Consider the following 18,490-nt stretch of genomic DNA (forward strand, 5'->3'; position numbering starts at 1 on the left):
AAGTCGTCATTTCACCCGTTTTGCATTATCTGTATTCATGATTTTTGGTCTGCGTTTCATGACTAAGAGAGGCATTCTGATGATAAAATCTTTCCAATCTTTCACATAATAAGGGACCGCTGGGCTTGCGTATGGAAGACCAAAGCTTTTCAACTTTACGACATGGCTGCTTAACAGCAGATAATACATAATAACTCCAAATAACCCAAACACCGCCGCACAAAACATCGCGCCAAACCGAAGCATCCGAAGTGCGATGCCTGTACTGTAATGCGGGATGGCAAATGAAGAGATTGCTGTGAGCGCAACAACAATGACCATAATAGGACTGACAATGCCCGCTTGCACAGCTGCTTCCCCGATAATTAACCCGCCAACGATGCCTATCGCAGGTCCGATGGGTTTTGGCAGACGAAGCCCCGCTTCTCGTAAAATTTCGATCGCAATTTCCATAAATAAAGCTTCAATGATTGATGGGAATGGAACACCCTGACGCGTCCCGGAAATTGAAATTGCCAGTTTGGTTGGAATTAATCCTGGATGAAAAGAAATAAATGATATATATAAAGCCGGTGCAAATAACGTGATGATTGCTGCAATGAACCTCAGTAATCTGATAAATGAACTTGGGAACCACCGTTCATAATAATCTTCAGGCGATTGAAGCACCATGCTGAAAGTGACCGGAACAAGCAAAGCAAACGGGGTGCCGTCAAGCAGAATGGCTACTCTGCCTTCCATTAATCCGCTGATGACGCGATCAGGCCGTTCTGTACTTTGTACTTGCGGAAAGGGACTGAGATAATTATCCTCGATCAGCTGTTCAACATATCCAGATTCCGGCAGATGATCGATCTCAATTCCTTTCACTCTTTTTTTTACTTCCTCGACCACTTCTGGATCTGCTATGTCATACATATAAGCGATGATTAAATCCTTTTTTAGCCTTGTCCCTACTTCAAATCTCTGAAATGTTAATTGATCATTTTTTCCTTGCTGCCTTAAAAGAGCTGTATTCGTACTCAACTCTTCTGTAAAGCCCGTACGCGGCCCTCTGACAAGCGCTTCAGATAGCGGCTCCTCAATGCTTCGATTTTGTTTCTTTATGGTTCCAAGAAGAAAGACCTGCGGCATTCCATCGATAAGAAGCGCTGTTGAACCCATGAAAACATCCAGCACGACATCACTTATTTTTTCTGCTTCTACGACATTACAGATTGATCCGATTTGATTCTTTATATCCTGCGAATTTAAAATGCCTTTTCCAGATTGAGAAATGTCCTCTCTTACCTGATTAGGCTGATTCATGACCAGCAACGCTGATACTCCTTTATTAATCGAATCTTGATCAGACAGTCCATCAACAAAGATCAATGCTGCTTTCACATGTAAATGAGTGATCTCAAATTCCCGGATATGAACGTCTCCGTTATGCCCGATTTTTCTTTTGAATAGCTCAATGTCGCACCCAAAGTTACCGGTTAACACTTCTTGATCCGGCTTTTCAGCTTTAGATTGATCTGAGCCTTGATGCTGCTTCTGTGTTTTGTGCTGATTGTTCCGCCACCTCATGATTGCACCTTCTTATTTTTCAATCCAAGTAAATACTTTATTGATTGCATATGGAATGAGGAATACAACGAATGCTTGAAACCATACTGTCCAGTCAGTAAGTGTTGATATCATATTATCCATCTGTAAATTCCTTTCTCTCTAATAGGATTATTTTTCCCATACATCTATTTTTTATGTTCCTCTTTTTTGACAATAAAAAAAGCATGATGAATATCTTCATCACGCTTTAGAGAAATCAAGATTAAAGAAGGTTCAGAAGAAAGCCGCCAATCACACCAGTGAACACAACAACCCACGGAGGCAGTTTCCAATAAGCAAGCATACTGAACAATACGGCCGCAAACGCAAAATCAATTGGATTCAAAATCGCACTTGTCCAAATCGGAAAATAAAAAGCTGAAATTAATATTCCGACTACCGCTGCATTTACGCCTGCAAGAGCTCCCTTTAGGTTAGGGTACCTCCGCAAAACATCCCAATAGGGCAACGTACCTAAAATCAGCAAAAACGCCGGCAGGAAAATGGCAATGGCAGCTAACATTCCGCCTTGCCAGCCGCCCATGACTGCACCTAGATAAGCGGCAAATGTAAATAACGGTCCCGGCACAGCTTGTGCTGCACCATATCCTGCTAAAAATGCTTCTTTGCTGATCATTCCAGCTGGTACAAATTCCTGTTCCAATAAGGGCAATACAACATGTCCCCCGCCAAAAACCAAGGAACCCGCCCTGTAAAAGCTGTCAAACATAGAAAGCCAACGCAAATCCGCAGTTTCTCGAAGGACGGGCAGAAGAACCAGCAATCCGAAAAATAATGAAAGACACACGGTTCCGAATGTCTTAGAGATAGGAAAATGAAAAGCTGATTCTTTTTTGTCGATAGACTCTTTAAACACCAGAAAACCAATCGCTGCGGAGATGACGATAATGCCAGCTTGGGTATACGCGGTTTGCCATAAAAGTGAAACAATCAATGCAAACAATGCGATCGTTTTTCGTTTGACATCGGGCGTCAGTTTTTGAGCCATTCCCGCTATAGCGTGGGCAACAACTGCCACCGCTACGATCTTTAAACCATGAATCCATCCGGCTTGCTCTATATTGGTGTGTTTTAATAAAAGAGCAAATATGATCAGTGCCAAAACAGAGGGCAGCGTAAAGCCGAGAAATGAAACGATCCCGCCAAGTAACCCGCCACGCATAACACCAATCCCAATCCCAACTTGACTGCTCGCCGGACCAGGCAAGAATTGGCACAAAGCAACCAAATCGGCATAGCTTTTTTCATCAAGCCATTTTCTTTTGCGAATATATTCTTCATAGAAATAGCCCAGATGAGCAATGGGACCTCCGAATGATGTAAACCCAAGTCTTGTTGAAACAATTAAAATTTCTATCAGCGTTTTAAAGCTGTTGCTCTTATGTTCGCGCATCGCTTCCTCCCATGTTCTCAGCATTTTAAAAAAGCAGAAATACTCCACTTAAGTATAAAAAACTGAACCATGTTTGCAAGCGCTTGGTTGAAATGATAACGAATCTTAACTATATGATAAAAAAAGGCTCATTTTGAGCCTTTTTTCAGTTCGGAATCAATTAATATTCCAGTTTGAAGCTTTCTGCCTGATCTGACACTTCCACAGGTGTTCCCATTATCGTTTTCGGTTTAGAAACGTAAACAAAACGCATCTCTTTCTCCAGTTGCTGAAACGTTTTTTCACTGACTACAATCCTAGCCGGCTTTCCCGGACTGTTATCAATGGCTGCTTTGATTTTTCCAAGCATAAAAAACCTCCTGTTTTAGATTCTAACTCAAAGAAATGACCATCATGAAATTGAGTACAGCAAAAACTCCTGAAAAAAAGGCGATCCCCTTGCTCCGCCTCCAGAAATACAGTACGTTGGCTAATAAAACAAAACTGATGAACCCATCAAATCCTCGCAAAACAATTTGGTTGAACCGGATTTTTTCTCCACCAATAACAATTGCAGCTGCACAAACAATCATAAACAAAAAGACGAAAATATACACTTTCCACTCTCTCGCTGTATTTTCTTTCTCATACATGCAGAACTCCCCCTTTGACAGAAATGTTCATGAACTGACTGCAAATAAATAATGAAAGCGATGGCGATGGCCATGACCTTATTAGTTATTATATGATTTAATTGAAAAAACATCATCTGTCAAGAGGTAAACGAAATGGATCAAAATCATGAAAATCCATTACGAGATATTACGGAAAACATTACTCTGGGGGCGCCTATTCAGAAAGTCTGGGAGGCAGGCTCCTCTTCATAAGGCCTCGTTTTCATTTCGCCCTTCGTGCAGAATAAACCTTATCAGAATCGACCAGCAGACTGACTCAGAATGTAAGAAAAAGAGTGATTCAGAAACATAGAAGATAAACTAATATAAGATAAATGATGCGGTCGATGAAAAATCGGATTTTTCTGAGTGATTTTGGACAGCCCTTTTTTCCTTCTATGATTGTAACTGTCCAAGCCGCACAATCAATTCGCCATATGATAAAGCGTATGAACAATAAAGGAGGAGTATATATGGGTTATTACAAAAAATATAAAGAAGAGTATTATACGGTCAAAAAAACGTATTATAAGAAATATTATGAATATGATAAAAAATACTACGATCACCGTGATAAAAAAGATTACGACTGTGATTATGACAAAAAATATTATGACCACGACAAAAAAGACTATGATTATGTTGTAGAGTATAAAAAGCATAAGAAACATTACTAAATTCCATTAACATCTCCTCATTTTCACTTTTTCCCCGGTTGAATGCCGGGTTTTTTTGTTTGACCAACTTTCGCTGCTTTTTTATTTACGCCTAATGACTGATCTTAAATTTATATTGAATATTTAGTACATAGTTTAATTAGTTTATAAATGCTTATGCAATAATATATAAGTCAGATTGAAGTAACCGTTTTTCGACAAAACCACCAATATGAAATGTATGAATAAGATGAAATATTTTGTCGATTTATATCCACAAATCCAGTTCCAAAATAAGGTATAATAAATGACGAAACCATTATCAAAAGGGGGAATTGTGTTGAAAAAAGTATTAATTGCAGGTGCAGTAGGAACAGCAGTTCTTTTCGGAACACTATCATCGGGTATTCCTGGCTTACCCGCGGCAGACACTCAGGTCGCAAAAGCAGCTACCCAGCTGCCTAAAGGAATCGGCGGCCGCGCCTACCTGAACAGTACTGGCGCCGTTTTCACAGCTAAAATCAAGCTTCCTGACACCGTGAAAAATGATGATTCGGTCTCTACTCCGTATATTTATTCAGGATTTAGCGCAAAAAGCGGAACTGAGGCAGATCTCGGGCTTCAGTACAGCAAACAATACAACGTCTGGAAGCCTCTCATGAAGGTCGGATCCAAAAATGATGAAACGTACATCGAAGGAAAAGACAAATTCACATATACCAAAGGTTTTCGTCCTGGAAGCACAGTCCAAATGACAATCTATAAAAATTTGAACGGCAATACACGCATGACCCTTTGGGGAACGAACAATGACGGGTATACAGGCCGGATTATCACAGAAATCCAAGGAACCAATATCGGCACAATCTCAAAATGGAAAACTCTTGCTACCGCGGCTGTTTCGTATGAAAGTCAGCGTTCTGCCATCAAAGCAACCTTTTCGACAGCCTTTAACAACATTACAATCGACAATAAAGCCGTCACTCCTGTGGTAGATACGCAGGATTTCGCAACTGTTTCTGTTTCAGGAAATAACGTTTCAATTTCTGTTAATAAATAAACGAAACAGCAAAAGGCCGCCGGCATTGCCAGGCGGTTTTATTAGGACAATTACACAAAAAACGGCATGCAGTGCATAGCTCGGATTATATTAGAAATCATCACAGACTCTACAGCTCTTGTATTTGCTTATCATTTAAATATAGGGTGGAAAATTAGTATGAAATATGGAAAAACAGGTCCTTTTGGAATGCTTTTGGTTATAATAGCTCTTCTAATATCAATATTTTATGTTTAATACAAAAGCGTTGATACCTGCTGGATATGACCTGGATATTCATGGAATTGTGATATCAAGAACTTTAATGATCGCTTTTACTTTGTATTTAGTTTCAAAATTAGGATATTTTCTTTCTTCTAAATAAAAAAGATTAACTTTACTTTTTCATATGAGTCTATAGCATATATATCTTTTAGCTCAATTTAATTCATCTTCAAGATGTCTTAATAAAATTAAGATTGCCTATTAATCAATAAAGAGGCAGCATTAAACCGCTACCTCAAATGAAAGCTTGTCCCCATGTTTATAGTTGATTAACTTGAAATCATCTATGGTAAAGTCATAAAAATCTTTAACTTCAGGATTGATCCATAATTCAGGTGCTTCAAACTGTTCTCTTTTCATTTGAATTTTCAAATTGTCTATATGACGTGTGTACACATGGCAATCGCCAATATTAAAGATATATTCACCAAGCTCATAACCAGTCACTTGAGCAATCATGCGCTGCAAAACATTATACTGAAATACATTGAAGGGATTCCCCAAGGCCATGTCATTGCTCCTCGCTCTTACCTCTAGGTGGAGCTTCCCTTGTTTAACGTACCACTGTGTCTCGTATACACATGGTGTTAAGGCCATTGAGTCTAGTTCATCCGGATTCCATAGCATTGTAATGTGTCTCCGTGAAGATGGGTTGTTCTTCAATTGCTGAAGAAGATAATCGACCTGATCCACTTTTTCTCCATTTAGATTTCTGTTTTTCTTCCCCAGTTGAAATCCATAAGCATTTCCGATGGTGCCGTCTTCTTGTTTCCACTGATCCCAAATAGGTACGCCCATTTTGTTTAATTCAGTAACATCGTTAGATTTAAGCTGCCAAATCCAGAGCAGCTCTTTAATGGCCGTTTTCCAGGCCAGCTTTTTGGTCGTTAAAATAGGTATTTCTGAGTTGTCGAATCTCATCTGCTTACTGATTACACTAAGTGTGTGAGCCGGTGTTCCATCAGAGTCCCATTTGGTTCTTACATTAAATTCTTCGTCTGAGATTCCATTATTCATAATATCGTTAATAATTGAATTGTATTGTTTATCGAATTGAGTCATGACTATTCATATCCTTCTTTCATTTTCAGTTACTTGGCATAATTTATTACGAAAACAATATTAACGCAAATACTAAGCACGTGCAGATAAAATGAGTTCTTATTCCAATCACTGTGTATTTAAAGAGGAGTCAGCCCCTCTTTTACACTGTATTTCTCCATAACATAGTCTGTCACGCAGCTTATAGTTACCGCCAGTTTGATACATACACCGTTTAATTTGGTTTAAATCAGTGTCATTACTATTTTTTCCTTTATACTTTAATATCTTTCATAAAAGTATTCTTTTATAGAGATGCTTATCTTCATCGACATCTCTAGCCTAAATATGGTAAAATCGATAGCGATGTTAAAACTGTAAGAAAGGGAGCATTGATATGTATATGAGTACTATAATTTTAGCATCCATGCTTTTATGGGGTGCAGTTATTCAAGAACTAAGTAAACCTTCAAAAAAGCAAAGCATTCGAAAAATTGTTTCTTTGACATCTTTAGGTTCTTTATCAACTTTAGTTATTACGATTTCACTTTTTCAAAACTTCTCGTTTTAAAATTTGTTTATAATTAAATCCTTCATATTAAATTATTGATTTTTGAATACGATAAGATATACCTTGGCTAACCTCCATGATTATCCTCCTTCAAAAAATCAGCCAAGGTTATTGTTTTACTTCGTTCCAGTTGAACCATGCCCGCCTCTATCTTCATTCCCCAAATGCTCTACCTCAACCAATTCAACTGCCGGCATTTTCTTCATTATTCTAAACTGGCAGATCCGATCTCCTTTTTTAATCTCTGTATCACGCAATGCATAAGCAGGAAAGAACCAAAAATCGCTGTCACCCTTGTACGATTCATCGATAACACCCATTGAATTTGTTTGAATAACACTAAAGTTCTTATATGTACTTGAACGGGGAACGACATGTGCTTCGTAACCCTCAGGCAATTCCATAGCTACACCTAACGGGATAAGTTTAAATTCATCTTTTTTAATTGCTACATCTTCAGCAGCTCGAAGATCAATCCAATCTCCCTGCTCAATTTTACTGATTCTTGTTTGTGTTTCATCTAGATATTTGATTTTAATTTGCATTGTCATATGTATTAGCTCCTTTAAAAATATTAACTATCATACTGTAAGTCCTGTTCTTGTGTCGTTTTCATCAGTTATAAATTGAACGTCTTCAAAATTATTCTTTAATGCATTGAAGTAAAGTTTTTCAATGGCATTTTTGTTTTTACAGTAAATCGAGACATAGCTATTATCTGCTATCAAAAGGACAAGTTCGCAATCACTGCCAACAAACTCTTCGTATGTCTGGACTTGATTAACCGTTTTTCCAAGTGGGAATGCTTGCAGTTCAACGAAAATGGTATAGTACTGATTGGTTTTTAATCGATTCGCTAAGTTAGTCCCTTCAACAATCGCGTAATCATTAAAGAGCTCCTCATCATCGAGCTCTCCATCTACAACAAAATAGGATTCCCCACTCGTTTGCCACATATAATTATCTATTTCTAACGGCTGCAGTATTCTCCATAAATAATCCCCATATTCATTCGGTATTTGAAAATGAACTCCCCTTTTCATGTTTATCCCTCACTTAAACGATTTTCTGAATATGAATTTTATTATATACTCTGATGTTAGGTTAATGGAACAAGGAATTGACTGCCGTTTGACACCAATCTTCTTTTGCAAATTATCAGATCTTCTCATTTAAAGTCGCATCCAATGTTCAGTAACAATACGCGTCCTCCAAGATAAGTTAGCCCGGATAAGTACCTTCATATAAGTGTCCTGCTTGTTTTTCCAGAGTACGTCTATCTGGGGATATTTCCGTTTTATGGAATTTTTTTCGGAAACCAGAATTGTTTCACGTTTGGGTTATAGAACATTGAAAGAAAATATTCATGTACAGCTTCGGCATCGATGATCACCTTCTCGTATATCATGGATTTACTGTTGAATGATTTTAAATGAAGTTGAATAAAATAAGATTGAACGCATCCAACAATTAACATTTATTTTTGCGGCTAAATGCGGTTTTTACTATTCCATAAGAAGGAAGGAAGCGATGATGACAAAGCTTTGCCGAGAAGTTTGGATCGAAGTCGATCTTGATGCCATAAAAAAAAATTTGCGAGCGATTCGCCGTCATATTCCAAATAAGAGCAAAATTATGGCTGTCGTGAAAGCGAACGGTTATGGTCATGGGTCTGTAGAAGTGGCGCGCCATGCCCTCGAAAACGGGGCGAGTGAGCTCGCTGTTGCCAGCGTAGAGGAAGGAATCGTTTTACGAAAAGCGGGCATTACAGCACCTATCCTTGTGCTTGGTTTTACATCCCTTAGTTGTGTGAAAAAATCAGCGGCTTGGAATATTGAGTTAACAGCATTTCAGGTTGATTGGATTCAAAAAGCGAACAAGATATTGGAAAACGAAGAGAGTACTGACCGATTGGGTATTCATATTAATGTGGATACCGGTATGGGTCGATTAGGGTTACGCACAAAAGAAGAACTTTTAGCAGTAGTGAAAGCATTAACAGCAAGTAAATTCCTAAGATGGGCAGGTATCTATACCCATTTTTCAACAGCTGATGAACCAGACACCACATTAACCAAGCTGCAGCACGATAAATTTATCAGTTTTCTCAGCTTTTTAAAAAATCAAGGCATTGAATTGCCCACCGTGCATATGAACAATACGGCTGCGGCGATCGCTTTTCCTGAATATAGCGCTGATATGATTCGTTTAGGCATCGGCATGTACGGCTTATATCCTTCAGACTATATTAAACAACTAGGCCTCGTTTTACTTGAACCTGCATTAAGTTTAAAGGCGCGCATCGCTTATGTGAAAACCATGCGGACAGAACCCCGAACCGTTAGCTATGGGGCTACATACATCGCAGAACCCGATGAAGTCATCGCTACACTCCCGGTCGGATATGCTGACGGTTATTCTCGTGAACTTTCCAATCGCGGAATTGTTCTTCATCGCGGAAGACGAGTGCGAGTGGCGGGGAGAGTGACAATGGATATGATCATGGTTAGTTTAGGTGAGGACGGTGAAGGTAAACAAGGAGAGGAAGTCGTGATTTACGGTCAGCAAAAAGGAGCTGAGATCACCGTTGATGAAGTTGCTGACATGCTTAATACGATTAACTACGAAGTGGTGTCAACATTAAGCCGCCGCATCCCTCGTTTTTATATAAGAGATGGCGAGATTATCAAGGTATCAACTCCAGTAATGTACGTGTAGGATTTTACGTACGTTTTTTGCAAATACTTTATGCTGACCAAGATTCCTCTACCGGGGGATTTTACTTTTCCGAAACCAACCTCCTATAAACTGAGAGATGTAAAGCGCCAAATTAATGATTGATTATACCTTAAGAACTGATTTTTCATGGTATTTTTATCGTGTCGAGAACGAAAATGCTCTTTGCGGTCTTTACATGTACGCCCCTTTGTTTCCGGTATGAATTTGTACACAAAACCGATCACAAAGTTTAATATCCAAAGGAAAAAACACTTAACCCAGAACTAAGTTCTCTTCATCATGAGGGAATGTTTCCGCCAAGTAAACCGCTCTCCTTGTCTGATCTCTTGCCTAGTTGTGTGTTTTTTCTGCTTCTGCACGCTTATCTTCTTGAATTTATTTAAGACATACAGCGTCTCATGATCAAAAGGGATTAGTAGATGTTTTATAAAATTCTATTTTTTTATCTGTTCTAGTAACTCCTTATAGATAGAGTCAATTGTGCTTTTTAAGCTTGTTGGATGATATAGAAACAGCGAAAACACCCCTTGCGTTAACGTGAGGGGTGTTGTGTGTAAACATAATACACTATTTACGTCCCGCACTTTTCATTCGGCTTTTCGAAAGCTCTTCAAAGCCGAATTAAGATCCTTTGTGTGAGTGTAAATGTTCTTATACAAATCAAATAGTGTTTTATACTTTTGAACATTTTGTTCCTTTGGATAAAATACAGCAGCCTCACGAATGAACTGCTCTGCACCTTCTTCAAGGGATTCAAACCACCTACTCCCAAAGGCAGCTAGCATAGCGGCCCCCATGGCTGGACCTTGTTCATTTTCTAATTGAATCACCCTCGCATTGAAAATATCTGCCTGCATTTGAAGCCACGTTTCATTTTTAGCTCCCCCACCGATAGAAACAACAGTATGAACTGATTTACCCGATTCGCGAAATAGCTCAATTGATTCATGTAAAGAGAAGGTGATGCCTTCCATTACTGCCCTCAAAAAATGCTCTCTTTTGTGAGCTCCATCCATTCCGATCAAGCTTCCCCGAATAGAAGAATCCGCATGCGGCGTTCTTTCGCCAACCAAATAAGGAGTGTATAACAGTCCATTTGCCCCTATCGGAATAGATTCCACCCCCTGCAGTAATTGCTCAAACGATACGTTTGGTGCAAACGTTCTTTTAAACCAGTCCAAACTGTATCCTGCAGCAAGCGTGACCCCCATCGTATAAAAAGAATCCTTTTTTCCATGATTAAAAAAATGCACTTTCCCTTTAAAATCTCTTTCATTGCCTTCTTCGCAGGAAAGTATGACCCCTGATGTCCCAATACTGCATAGTGTTTTTTCTGAAGAGAGAATACCGGCTCCGATAGCACCACAAGCGTTATCTGCTCCCCCAGCGTACACTTTTGTTTTTTCCAATAGCCCTGTCTCCGCCGCAACATTGGGAAGCAGCGATCCTACACATTCATGAGATTCAACAAGCGGAGGACAAATAGCTGCAGAAATACCAAATTGATTGCAAATATCATCACTCCACTCCTTGTGAGTAATATGTAAAAGTAAAGTTCCTGCTGCATCGGAGTATTCGGTGTGAATCGCACCAGTCATACGGAATCTCACATAGTCCTTCGGAAGCAAAAAAACAGCAGTTTTTTTAAAAAGTTCAGGTTCATGTTCCTTCACCCATAATATTTTTGGTAATGTAAATCCTTCTAGAACACGGTTTTTTGTGATGTCAAGCAGATGATCGCCAAATACCTCGGTCATCCTGTTACATTGAGGCGTCGTTCTGGTATCATTCCAAAGAATGGCACGACGTAACACCTGTTTGTCTTGGTCAAGCAGTACTAACCCATGCATTTGTCCTGAATAGCTAATTCCATCAATATCCTTGGCTTGAACGTTAGAAATAGAAACCAATTCAGCCAATGCATCAATTGTTTGCTGCACCCAGTCTTCAGGATTTTGCTCACTATACCCCGCCTTCTCTTGGATGAGCGGATATTCTTTGGATGTTTCTGCACAAATCTTGCCGTTTTGATTAACTAAAATGGTTTTAACAGCACTCGTTCCAAGATCTATTCCAATGACATACTTCATGTTTTCACTCCTTAACCCTTTAAAAACCATTCGCTCTACATAAATCCGAATTTTAGAAATTACCCGTCATATCCATAATCAAGAGGTAAGGAATCATGACGGGTAGTTCAGGTAACTTGGCTATCCTGCTATATCTTTTACGGCAGTATGGAGCTTCTCTTTCATCTGTTATACTTCTAAAATGTATTGGTTCAAAATTGCTTTTAATTGTTCCTGTCTTCCAGATTCATTTTTAATTGATTTATTATTTAGCGCATATTGCTCAAGTGTATTAAAGTTAGCTCTTCCTTCTGTAATTTCAAGACCAATCCCTTCAGTAAAGCTGCGATAACGATGTTGAATCACATCTTCAAACACACGTTCTTTGATCAATTTGTGAGCTACTTTCAATCCTCTTGCAAATGCATCCATCCCCGCAATATGGGCATATACTAAATCATCAGGCTCAAAAGAAGATCTACTGACCTTTGCGTCAAAGTTTAATCCGCCGCTTCCAAGGCCGCCATTTTGCAGGATCTCGTACATTGCTAATGTCGTGGAATATAAATCTGTCGGAAATTCATCCGTGTCCCAGCCTAAAAGAGGATGACCTTGGTTCGCGTCAACAGAGCCAAGCAGACCGTGTACTCTTGCCATGCGTAATTCATGTTCGAATGTATGTCCGGCTAATGTGGCATGATTGGCTTCGAGATTTAATTTAAAATGATTGTCTAAGCCATATTGCTTCAAAAAGGCAATGGTTGTTGCTGCATCTGTATCATATTGATGAGTGGTCGGCTCCTTTGGTTTTGGTTCAATCAAAAACTGCCCTGTATACCCGATTTCCTTCGCATAATCCACTGCCATATGCATAAATCTGGCCAAATTATCAAGTTCAAATTTTAAATCGGTATTTAACAATGTTTCGTATCCTTCACGGCCGCCCCAAAACACATAATTCTCGGCGCCAAGTTCTTTTGCTGTTTCTAGCCCTTTTTTTACTTGTGCTGCAGCATACGCAAACACATCTGCATTGCAGGAAGTCGCGGCACCATGGACGAAACGTGGATTCGTGAACATGTTTGCAGTATTCCATAATAGCTTAACGTTGCTGGTTTTCATGTACTCTTTCATCATGCTCACGATACGATCTAAATTTTGATTCGTCTCTTTTAATGTACTTCCTTCGGGTGCAATATCTCGGTCATGAAAAGCAAAAAATGGTGCATCCAGTTTTTCAAACAACTCAAATGCCGCTTCTACTCTCGCCTTGGCCAGATCCATTCCTTTATACTGATCCCACGGCCTTTGCATCGTAGCCGCTCCAAAAACGTCTGTGCCATCAGCGGTAAATGTATGCCAATAAGCAATAGAAAAACGCAAATGCTCTTTCATCGTTTTTCCGCCGATTACTTCTTGAGCATTATAATATTTAAATGCTAAAGGATTAGTGGAATCTGTCCCTTCGTAAACCACTTTGTTTACGCTTTCAAAATAGTTAACTGAACTAGAATGAGATTGAGCCATGTGATTTCCCCCTTAAAAATAAATTCAGGCGCATTTTATGCCATATTGTAAGTAGATTGTTTATTAGTTTGTTGTTCAAACAAACTAACTTATTTTCATCTTATATAACCTCATCCGCATTTTCAATATTTTTTTCGTTTTTTATGAACACATTAGATATAATAAGGGTAAGATTCGCTATGTACCATGTTTCATACTGAACACATAAAAATTTCAACTTAATTTATAGGTTATACAAATGGAGTGGATGAAGTGGATATCGCAGATCAAACCTTTGTCAAAAAAGTAAATCAAAAATTATTATTAAAAGAAATACTTAAGAACTCACCTATTTCAAGAGCTAAATTATCTGAAAGAACTGGTTTAAATAAATCAACTGTTTCATCACAGGTAAACACATTAATGAAAGAAAATCTTGTATTTGAAATCGGCCAGGGACAATCAAGCGGCGGCAGAAGACCTGTCATGCTTGTTTTTAATCAAAAGGCTGGATACTCCGTAGGAATAGACGTTGGTGTAGATTATATTAATGGCATTTTAACAGACCTTGAAGGGACGATCGTTCTGGACCAACACCACCATTTGGAATGCAATTCTCCAGAAATAACGAAAGACATTCTAGTTAATATGATTCATCACTTTATGACACATATGCCACAATCTCCGTACGGGCTTATTGGTATAGGCATATGCGTGCCTGGGCTCATTGATGAAAATCAAAAAATTGTTTTCACTCCGAACTCCAACTGGAGAAATATTGACTTAAAACCTTTCATCCAAGAGAAGTTCAATGTTCCTGTTTTTATTGAAAATGAGGCAAATGCCGGTGCATATGGTGAAAAAGTATTCGGTGCTGCAAAAAATCACGATAACATTATTTATGCAAGCATCAGTACAGGAATAGGGATCGGTGTCATTATCAATAATCATTTATATAGAGGTGTAAGCGGATTCTCCGGAGAAATGGGACATATGACAATAGACTTTAATGGACCTAAATGCAGTTGCGGAAACCGAGGATGCTGGGAATTGTATGCATCCGAGAAGGCTTTATTAACATCTCTTCAGACTAAAGAGAAAAAAGTGTTCACTCAAGATATCATAGACCTCGCCCATCTGAATGATATTGGAACTTTAAATGCGCTACAAAATTTTGGATTCTATTTAGGCATAGGCCTTACCAATATTTTAAATACTTTCAACCCACAAGCCGTCATTTTAAGAAACAGCATAATCGAATCGCATCCAATGGTTTTACATTCAATTAGAAGTGAAGTGTCATCCAGGGTTTATTCCCAATTGGCCAATAGCTATGAGTTATTGCCATCTTCCTTAGGAAAGAATGCACCGGCATTAGGAATGTCTTCGATTGTTATTGAACATTTTCTAGATATCGTTACATGATTAAATTGTACAAAACTCTATGTTCTACGCTCATCTTCAAAGATGAGTTTTTGTTTTGTTGGTGTAATGTTGAATAAGAGCATTTTATTAAGGATACCTTCTCCTATGAAAAAGGAGTTCTTCAATAGAAGTCTCCTTTTTCACGTGTACATTATTTTTCTTTATAACGAAAATATCTAAAGTCGGCCGGAATATGATTACCGCTGGTATCTTGACATTGCATTCCTACAAAGGCACCTGTGAAGAACCCTCCTCCACGGATGTAATCATCTGATAATTTTTTCGATTCTAATGCAATGTCAATTTTTCTCCAATCTTCTTTGTTAAAAGAATAGAAATAATAATACTGTTCCTTTTCAATTTTTACTCTTAGATATATATACTTTACCTCACGAGGAATCACAATTTTATTTTTTAATGGCTGTGAAAAAGAGAAGTTATCACATATTGTTAATTCAAGAATACGGCCAAGTTCTTCATCATGCGTGACTTGAAGAGCCGTCCAGTTCTCAGTATTGTAATAGTTCACCAATCCGGCGGCTTGTTGAAAATTCTCCGGATAAAACTCAACTGCAGTTTCAGCTTCAAAATGGAGACTTTGCCAACGTCTGGCTACAAATGCCTGAGTAAATGTCGAGGTTAATGATTCATGACCGTATAATCGCAAATGATTTGGCACTTGGGTCAATGAACCTAATTCATTTGTAAACGGGATCCTTAACGTTTGAAAATGAATATTTAATGTTGGATCCTTGAATTCATCAACTTCCGGATAGGTTGCTGGAAATATCTTTTCTGATACAGCAGGGGCTTTTACCTCCAAGCTTCCTTCTTTTCCACCTACTACATAAGGCCATTCCTCTTTCCAACAGAGTTTTTGAATAGCTGTTTCTCTGCCCAATGGACAATATCCTCTCTGCTGAAAAATGGAATCATCGTCAGGATGAATAGGACGTCCCGTTAAATGAGCTAAATACCACTCACCTGTATGTGTTTGAACAATGGAGGCATGTCCACATTTTTGCAGTGGATTTCCTGGATCATGCCACGATGTTAAGAGTGGATTATCAGGATGAACTTCATATGGGCCTTCAATGCTTGAAGAACGGGCAATTGTAGCAGCGTGTTCGAACCGAGTTCCTCCTTCTGCAGTTAATAAATAATAATAGTTCCCGATATGATAAAGGTGCGGAGCTTCTGTTAGTTTTCTATCCGTTCCTTTAAATATAACTTTCGGTTTACCAATTAATTTTTGCTGCTTATCAGAATACTCCTGTATGACAATTCCTCCGAATGAGTGCCGATCAATACGCTGATCCCATAACATATTTAATAAATACTTTTTTCCATCTGTATCATGAAATAAAGATGCATCAAACCCCGAGCTATTTAATGTAATCGGTTCTCCCCAGTCACCATTAATCGTTTCACAAGTCACTAAATAATTGTGACAATCTTTCCAAGCGCCATCTACGACCTTAACATCCGTATAGATCAGCCAAAACCTTCCGTCGCTATAACTTAAACATGGCGCCCAAACCCCACCCGAATTAGGGTTTCCTTTCATGTCTAATTGTGAAACTCTCTGTAATGGATGTGCAACTAAGTGCCAATTCACTAAATCTTTTGAGTGGTGTATCTGTACTCCTGGAAACCACTCAAATGTAGATACAGCGATATAATAATCCTCTCCTACCCTACAAATACTTGGATCGGGATTGAATCCTTTAAGTACTGGATTGATAATCTTCATTTGGGACTCCTCCTCAGCTATTTTCTTTTCACTCATCAATATTTAAGCTTTGAATTCATCAATGTTATCCAAATAAACTTTATCTCTATTCTCTAATTCTCGTACCATGTTTTTATATTTTTTCTCATCTAAATTATAGAAATGAATATCAATTATGGCTAAAACCAGTAAGAACACGGGAATAATGGTAGTTGTAATTAAAATTCCCGTTAATGCCTCCGGCGTTTGTGCCTGATTTGCCACATATCCAAACTTATCTAGAACCAATCCCGGTACAACCCCTCCCAAGGCCATGCCAAATTTAAAGAAAAATCCGATGATAGCGTATATGAGCCCGCCCATTCTTTTCCCAGTCCTATACTCTCCATATTCTATTGTTTCAGGAATGAGCGCCCACATATATCCCCCGGCAGTGAGACTTCCAGCAGCAGCGATTAATCGAAAGAAGAGTATGAGGTATATATTACTTGACGGAACAAACAGTAAAGCTAGGAGGCCGATTATATTCAGTAATAATGCATAGTTTAGTAATTTCTTCTTCCCCAATCGTTGATGAAGCTTTGGAATAAACGGTAAAATGACCAATGCAGGCAAGCTCCCTATCAAACCGTACCACTTCACTAAATCCTCTCTTCCTAAGTTATACGTCACGTAATAGATGCCAACTGAATTACTTATTGAATTCACTCCGAAAATGATAATAAAGAAAATACTTAATACAACAAGCGGACGATTTACATGAAATTGCTCAAAAATATCAGAGAATTTAATTTTCGCTTCAGATTTTCGAAGAGTGACACGCTCTTTTGTGCTTTTAAAACAAAAGATTAAAAGGAACCCGCCTATCATACCCAAAATACCCATGGTTAGTTGCCAGCCAAGAGATTCGTTACCGGAAATATCGCTTAAATAGGCAGCCAGTAAGGGAACAAAAAAAGCAACGACAAGTCCTCCAAGATTTGCAAATAGCATGCGAACTGATGTTATGCTAACAACTTCTTGATTATTTCTAGTCATTGCAGAAGTTAACGCGCCATATGGAACGTTTATCATTGTATATGTAAGCGACAAGCCAACATAGGTGATATAGGCATATATTAATTTTCCCATATCCGAAAAATCTGGAGTTGTAAAACAGAGTATGGCCAGTATGACAAATGGGAGAGCCCCGAATAATAGATACGGTCTAAAGCGTCCAAATCTGCTGTTCGTTCTGTCTACCATTGTTCCAATAAAAGGATCAGCGAGAGCGTCAATGATTCTAACCACTAAAAACATCGTGCCGGCTGTTGCCGCCGATAAACCAAATACATCTGTATAGAAGAACAAAAGGTAAGTAGACACCGTTGCATAAATTAAATTACATGCGAAATCCCCAGACGCATATCCAACTTTTTCAACCATCCTAATCTTCTTTACATTTTCACTGAGCATGATTACTCCCCTTTTCGATCCTTTAATATGGAACAGTAAGAAATGGAAAAATATCTCCAGACTTATGCCCAGCGTTTTATAAAAGCGCTTTCAAAAGAGTGCAAACAATTTAGTGGTTTACTTTACTGAGCATTATCCTCATCTAAATAGTGATCAGCAAGCAGTAAATTCATCTGTTTTTTGTCGAGCCTCTTCCCCCCTTTCATCCATATTGAAAAAGAACTTATCGTATGGACAACTATAAGTTCACCACATTAGTTTGTTGTCCAAACAAACTAACTTGATTTAATATTATAAAATCCTTTCAGCTTT

The 18,490-nt window shown here is 38.5% G+C and carries 15 protein-coding genes and 2 pseudogenes; 5 read left to right on the plus strand and 12 right to left on the minus strand.

Translation table 11 applies throughout. The annotated features are described in order from the left end of the window. Positions 1-6: 6 nt before the first annotated feature. The 4 genes from V6D44_RS00330 to V6D44_RS00345 all read right to left on the minus strand — a co-directional run bounded on the left by V6D44_RS00330 (position 7) and on the right by V6D44_RS00345 (position 3,639). Positions 7-1,575 carry a spore germination protein gene (locus V6D44_RS00330; RefSeq protein WP_202327731.1) on the minus strand — a complete coding sequence of 523 codons (1,569 nt, stop codon included), beginning with the start codon at positions 1,573-1,575 and terminating at the stop codon, positions 7-9. Positions 1,576-1,816: 241 nt separating this feature from the next. After that, complete coding sequence (gene chrA / locus V6D44_RS00335) at positions 1,817-3,007, minus strand: chromate efflux transporter (protein WP_202327637.1); 1,191 nt, start codon at positions 3,005-3,007, stop codon at positions 1,817-1,819. A gap of 160 nt (positions 3,008-3,167) precedes the next feature. Then, entirely contained in the window at positions 3,168-3,356 is a 189-nt protein-coding gene (locus V6D44_RS00340; RefSeq protein WP_087991444.1) for a hypothetical protein, read from the minus strand. 22 nt (positions 3,357-3,378) lie between these two features. Then, the gene (locus tag V6D44_RS00345) at positions 3,379-3,639 is read right to left on the minus strand and encodes a hypothetical protein (protein ID WP_087991445.1); all 261 of its coding nucleotides are present in this window, start codon (positions 3,637-3,639) and stop codon (positions 3,379-3,381) included. Positions 3,640-4,133: 494 nt separating this feature from the next. On the opposite strand from V6D44_RS00345, the gene cotC reads away from it, so the two are divergent. The 3 genes and pseudogenes from cotC to V6D44_RS00365 all read left to right on the plus strand — a co-directional run bounded on the left by cotC (position 4,134) and on the right by V6D44_RS00365 (position 5,740). After that, a complete protein-coding gene (gene cotC / locus V6D44_RS00355) occupies positions 4,134-4,337 on the plus strand; it encodes a spore coat protein CotC (protein ID WP_087991446.1) in 204 nt (67 codons plus the stop codon). Positions 4,338-4,653: 316 nt separating this feature from the next. Next, complete coding sequence (locus V6D44_RS00360; protein WP_141113395.1) at positions 4,654-5,376, plus strand: YrpD family protein; 723 nt, start codon at positions 4,654-4,656, stop codon at positions 5,374-5,376. Between the two features lie 159 nt (positions 5,377-5,535). Further along, a pseudogene (locus tag V6D44_RS00365) lies at positions 5,536-5,740 on the plus strand (hypothetical protein). Positions 5,741-5,862: 122 nt separating this feature from the next. On the opposite strand, the gene V6D44_RS00370 reads toward V6D44_RS00365, so the two are convergent. The 3 genes from V6D44_RS00370 to V6D44_RS00380 form a co-directional block, all read right to left on the minus strand. Continuing rightward, positions 5,863-6,702 carry a thymidylate synthase gene (locus tag V6D44_RS00370; RefSeq protein ID WP_253269120.1) on the minus strand — a complete coding sequence of 280 codons (840 nt, stop codon included), beginning with the start codon at positions 6,700-6,702 and terminating at the stop codon, positions 5,863-5,865. A 666-nt stretch (positions 6,703-7,368) separates the two neighbouring features. Beyond that, positions 7,369-7,803, minus strand: coding sequence for a dUTP diphosphatase DutA (gene dutA / locus V6D44_RS00375; RefSeq protein WP_087993902.1), 435 nt, complete (start codon positions 7,801-7,803; stop codon positions 7,369-7,371). A 30-nt stretch (positions 7,804-7,833) separates the two neighbouring features. Next, positions 7,834-8,295 (minus strand): DUF2691 family protein, encoded by a 462-nt coding sequence (locus V6D44_RS00380; RefSeq protein WP_087993901.1) that lies wholly within the window; start codon positions 8,293-8,295, stop codon positions 7,834-7,836. Between the two features lie 490 nt (positions 8,296-8,785). On the opposite strand from V6D44_RS00380, the gene alr reads away from it, so the two are divergent. Further along, complete coding sequence (gene alr, locus V6D44_RS00385; protein ID WP_087993904.1) at positions 8,786-9,970, plus strand: alanine racemase; 1,185 nt, start codon at positions 8,786-8,788, stop codon at positions 9,968-9,970. 83 nt (positions 9,971-10,053) lie between these two features. Here the strand turns inward: alr and V6D44_RS00390 are convergent. The 3 genes and pseudogenes from V6D44_RS00390 to xylA all read right to left on the minus strand — a co-directional run. Continuing rightward, positions 10,054-10,248, minus strand: a pseudogene (locus tag V6D44_RS00390) (hypothetical protein); the annotation flags it as partial. Positions 10,249-10,578: 330 nt separating this feature from the next. Continuing rightward, positions 10,579-12,081: a xylulokinase gene (gene xylB / locus V6D44_RS00395; protein ID WP_333516209.1), complete on the minus strand. Its 1,503-nt coding sequence runs from the start codon at positions 12,079-12,081 to the stop codon at positions 10,579-10,581. A gap of 168 nt (positions 12,082-12,249) precedes the next feature. Then, complete coding sequence (xylA, locus tag V6D44_RS00400; RefSeq protein ID WP_202327640.1) at positions 12,250-13,587, minus strand: xylose isomerase; 1,338 nt, start codon at positions 13,585-13,587, stop codon at positions 12,250-12,252. Between the two features lie 252 nt (positions 13,588-13,839). Here xylA and xylR point away from each other — a divergent pair, with 252 nt between their 5' ends. Further along, complete coding sequence (gene xylR / locus V6D44_RS00405) at positions 13,840-14,991, plus strand: transcriptional repressor XylR (protein ID WP_253269117.1); 1,152 nt, start codon at positions 13,840-13,842, stop codon at positions 14,989-14,991. Between the two features lie 151 nt (positions 14,992-15,142). On the opposite strand, the gene xynB is transcribed toward xylR, so the two are convergent. Together xynB and V6D44_RS00415 are read right to left on the minus strand one after the other, a co-directional pair. Then, positions 15,143-16,744: a xylan 1,4-beta-xylosidase gene (xynB, locus tag V6D44_RS00410; RefSeq protein ID WP_087993897.1), complete on the minus strand. Its 1,602-nt coding sequence runs from the start codon at positions 16,742-16,744 to the stop codon at positions 15,143-15,145. 42 nt (positions 16,745-16,786) lie between these two features. After that, positions 16,787-18,178 carry an MFS transporter gene (locus V6D44_RS00415; protein WP_253269116.1) on the minus strand — a complete coding sequence of 464 codons (1,392 nt, stop codon included), beginning with the start codon at positions 18,176-18,178 and terminating at the stop codon, positions 16,787-16,789. Positions 18,179-18,490: the final 312 nt, after the last annotated feature.

Source organism: Bacillus sp. 0209A (genome assembly GCF_036765095.1).
Taxonomy (GTDB): domain Bacteria; phylum Bacillota; class Bacilli; order Bacillales; family Bacillaceae; genus Bacillus; species Bacillus subtilis_G.

Excerpts from the sequence above, each read along its gene's own strand:
- cotC (WP_087991446.1), top strand. The coding sequence starts at position 4,134 with ATGGGTTATTACAAAAAATATAAAGAAGAGTATTATACGGTCAAAAAA.
- xynB (WP_087993897.1), bottom strand. The coding sequence starts at position 16,744 with ATGAAGATTATCAATCCAGTACTTAAAGGATTCAATCCCGATCCAAGT.
- alr (WP_087993904.1), top strand. The coding sequence starts at position 8,786 with ATGACAAAGCTTTGCCGAGAAGTTTGGATCGAAGTCGATCTTGATGCC.
- V6D44_RS00340 (WP_087991444.1), bottom strand. The coding sequence starts at position 3,356 with ATGCTTGGAAAAATCAAAGCAGCCATTGATAACAGTCCGGGAAAGCCG.
- V6D44_RS00380 (WP_087993901.1), bottom strand. The coding sequence starts at position 8,295 with ATGAAAAGGGGAGTTCATTTTCAAATACCGAATGAATATGGGGATTAT.
- V6D44_RS00415 (WP_253269116.1), bottom strand. The coding sequence starts at position 18,178 with ATGCTCAGTGAAAATGTAAAGAAGATTAGGATGGTTGAAAAAGTTGGA.
- xylA (WP_202327640.1), bottom strand. The coding sequence starts at position 13,587 with ATGGCTCAATCTCATTCTAGTTCAGTTAACTATTTTGAAAGCGTAAAC.
- V6D44_RS00370 (WP_253269120.1), bottom strand. The coding sequence starts at position 6,702 with ATGACTCAATTCGATAAACAATACAATTCAATTATTAACGATATTATG.
- V6D44_RS00345 (WP_087991445.1), bottom strand. The coding sequence starts at position 3,639 with ATGTATGAGAAAGAAAATACAGCGAGAGAGTGGAAAGTGTATATTTTC.
- chrA (WP_202327637.1), bottom strand. The coding sequence starts at position 3,007 with ATGCGCGAACATAAGAGCAACAGCTTTAAAACGCTGATAGAAATTTTA.
- dutA (WP_087993902.1), bottom strand. The coding sequence starts at position 7,803 with ATGACAATGCAAATTAAAATCAAATATCTAGATGAAACACAAACAAGA.
- xylB (WP_333516209.1), bottom strand. The coding sequence starts at position 12,081 with ATGAAGTATGTCATTGGAATAGATCTTGGAACGAGTGCTGTTAAAACC.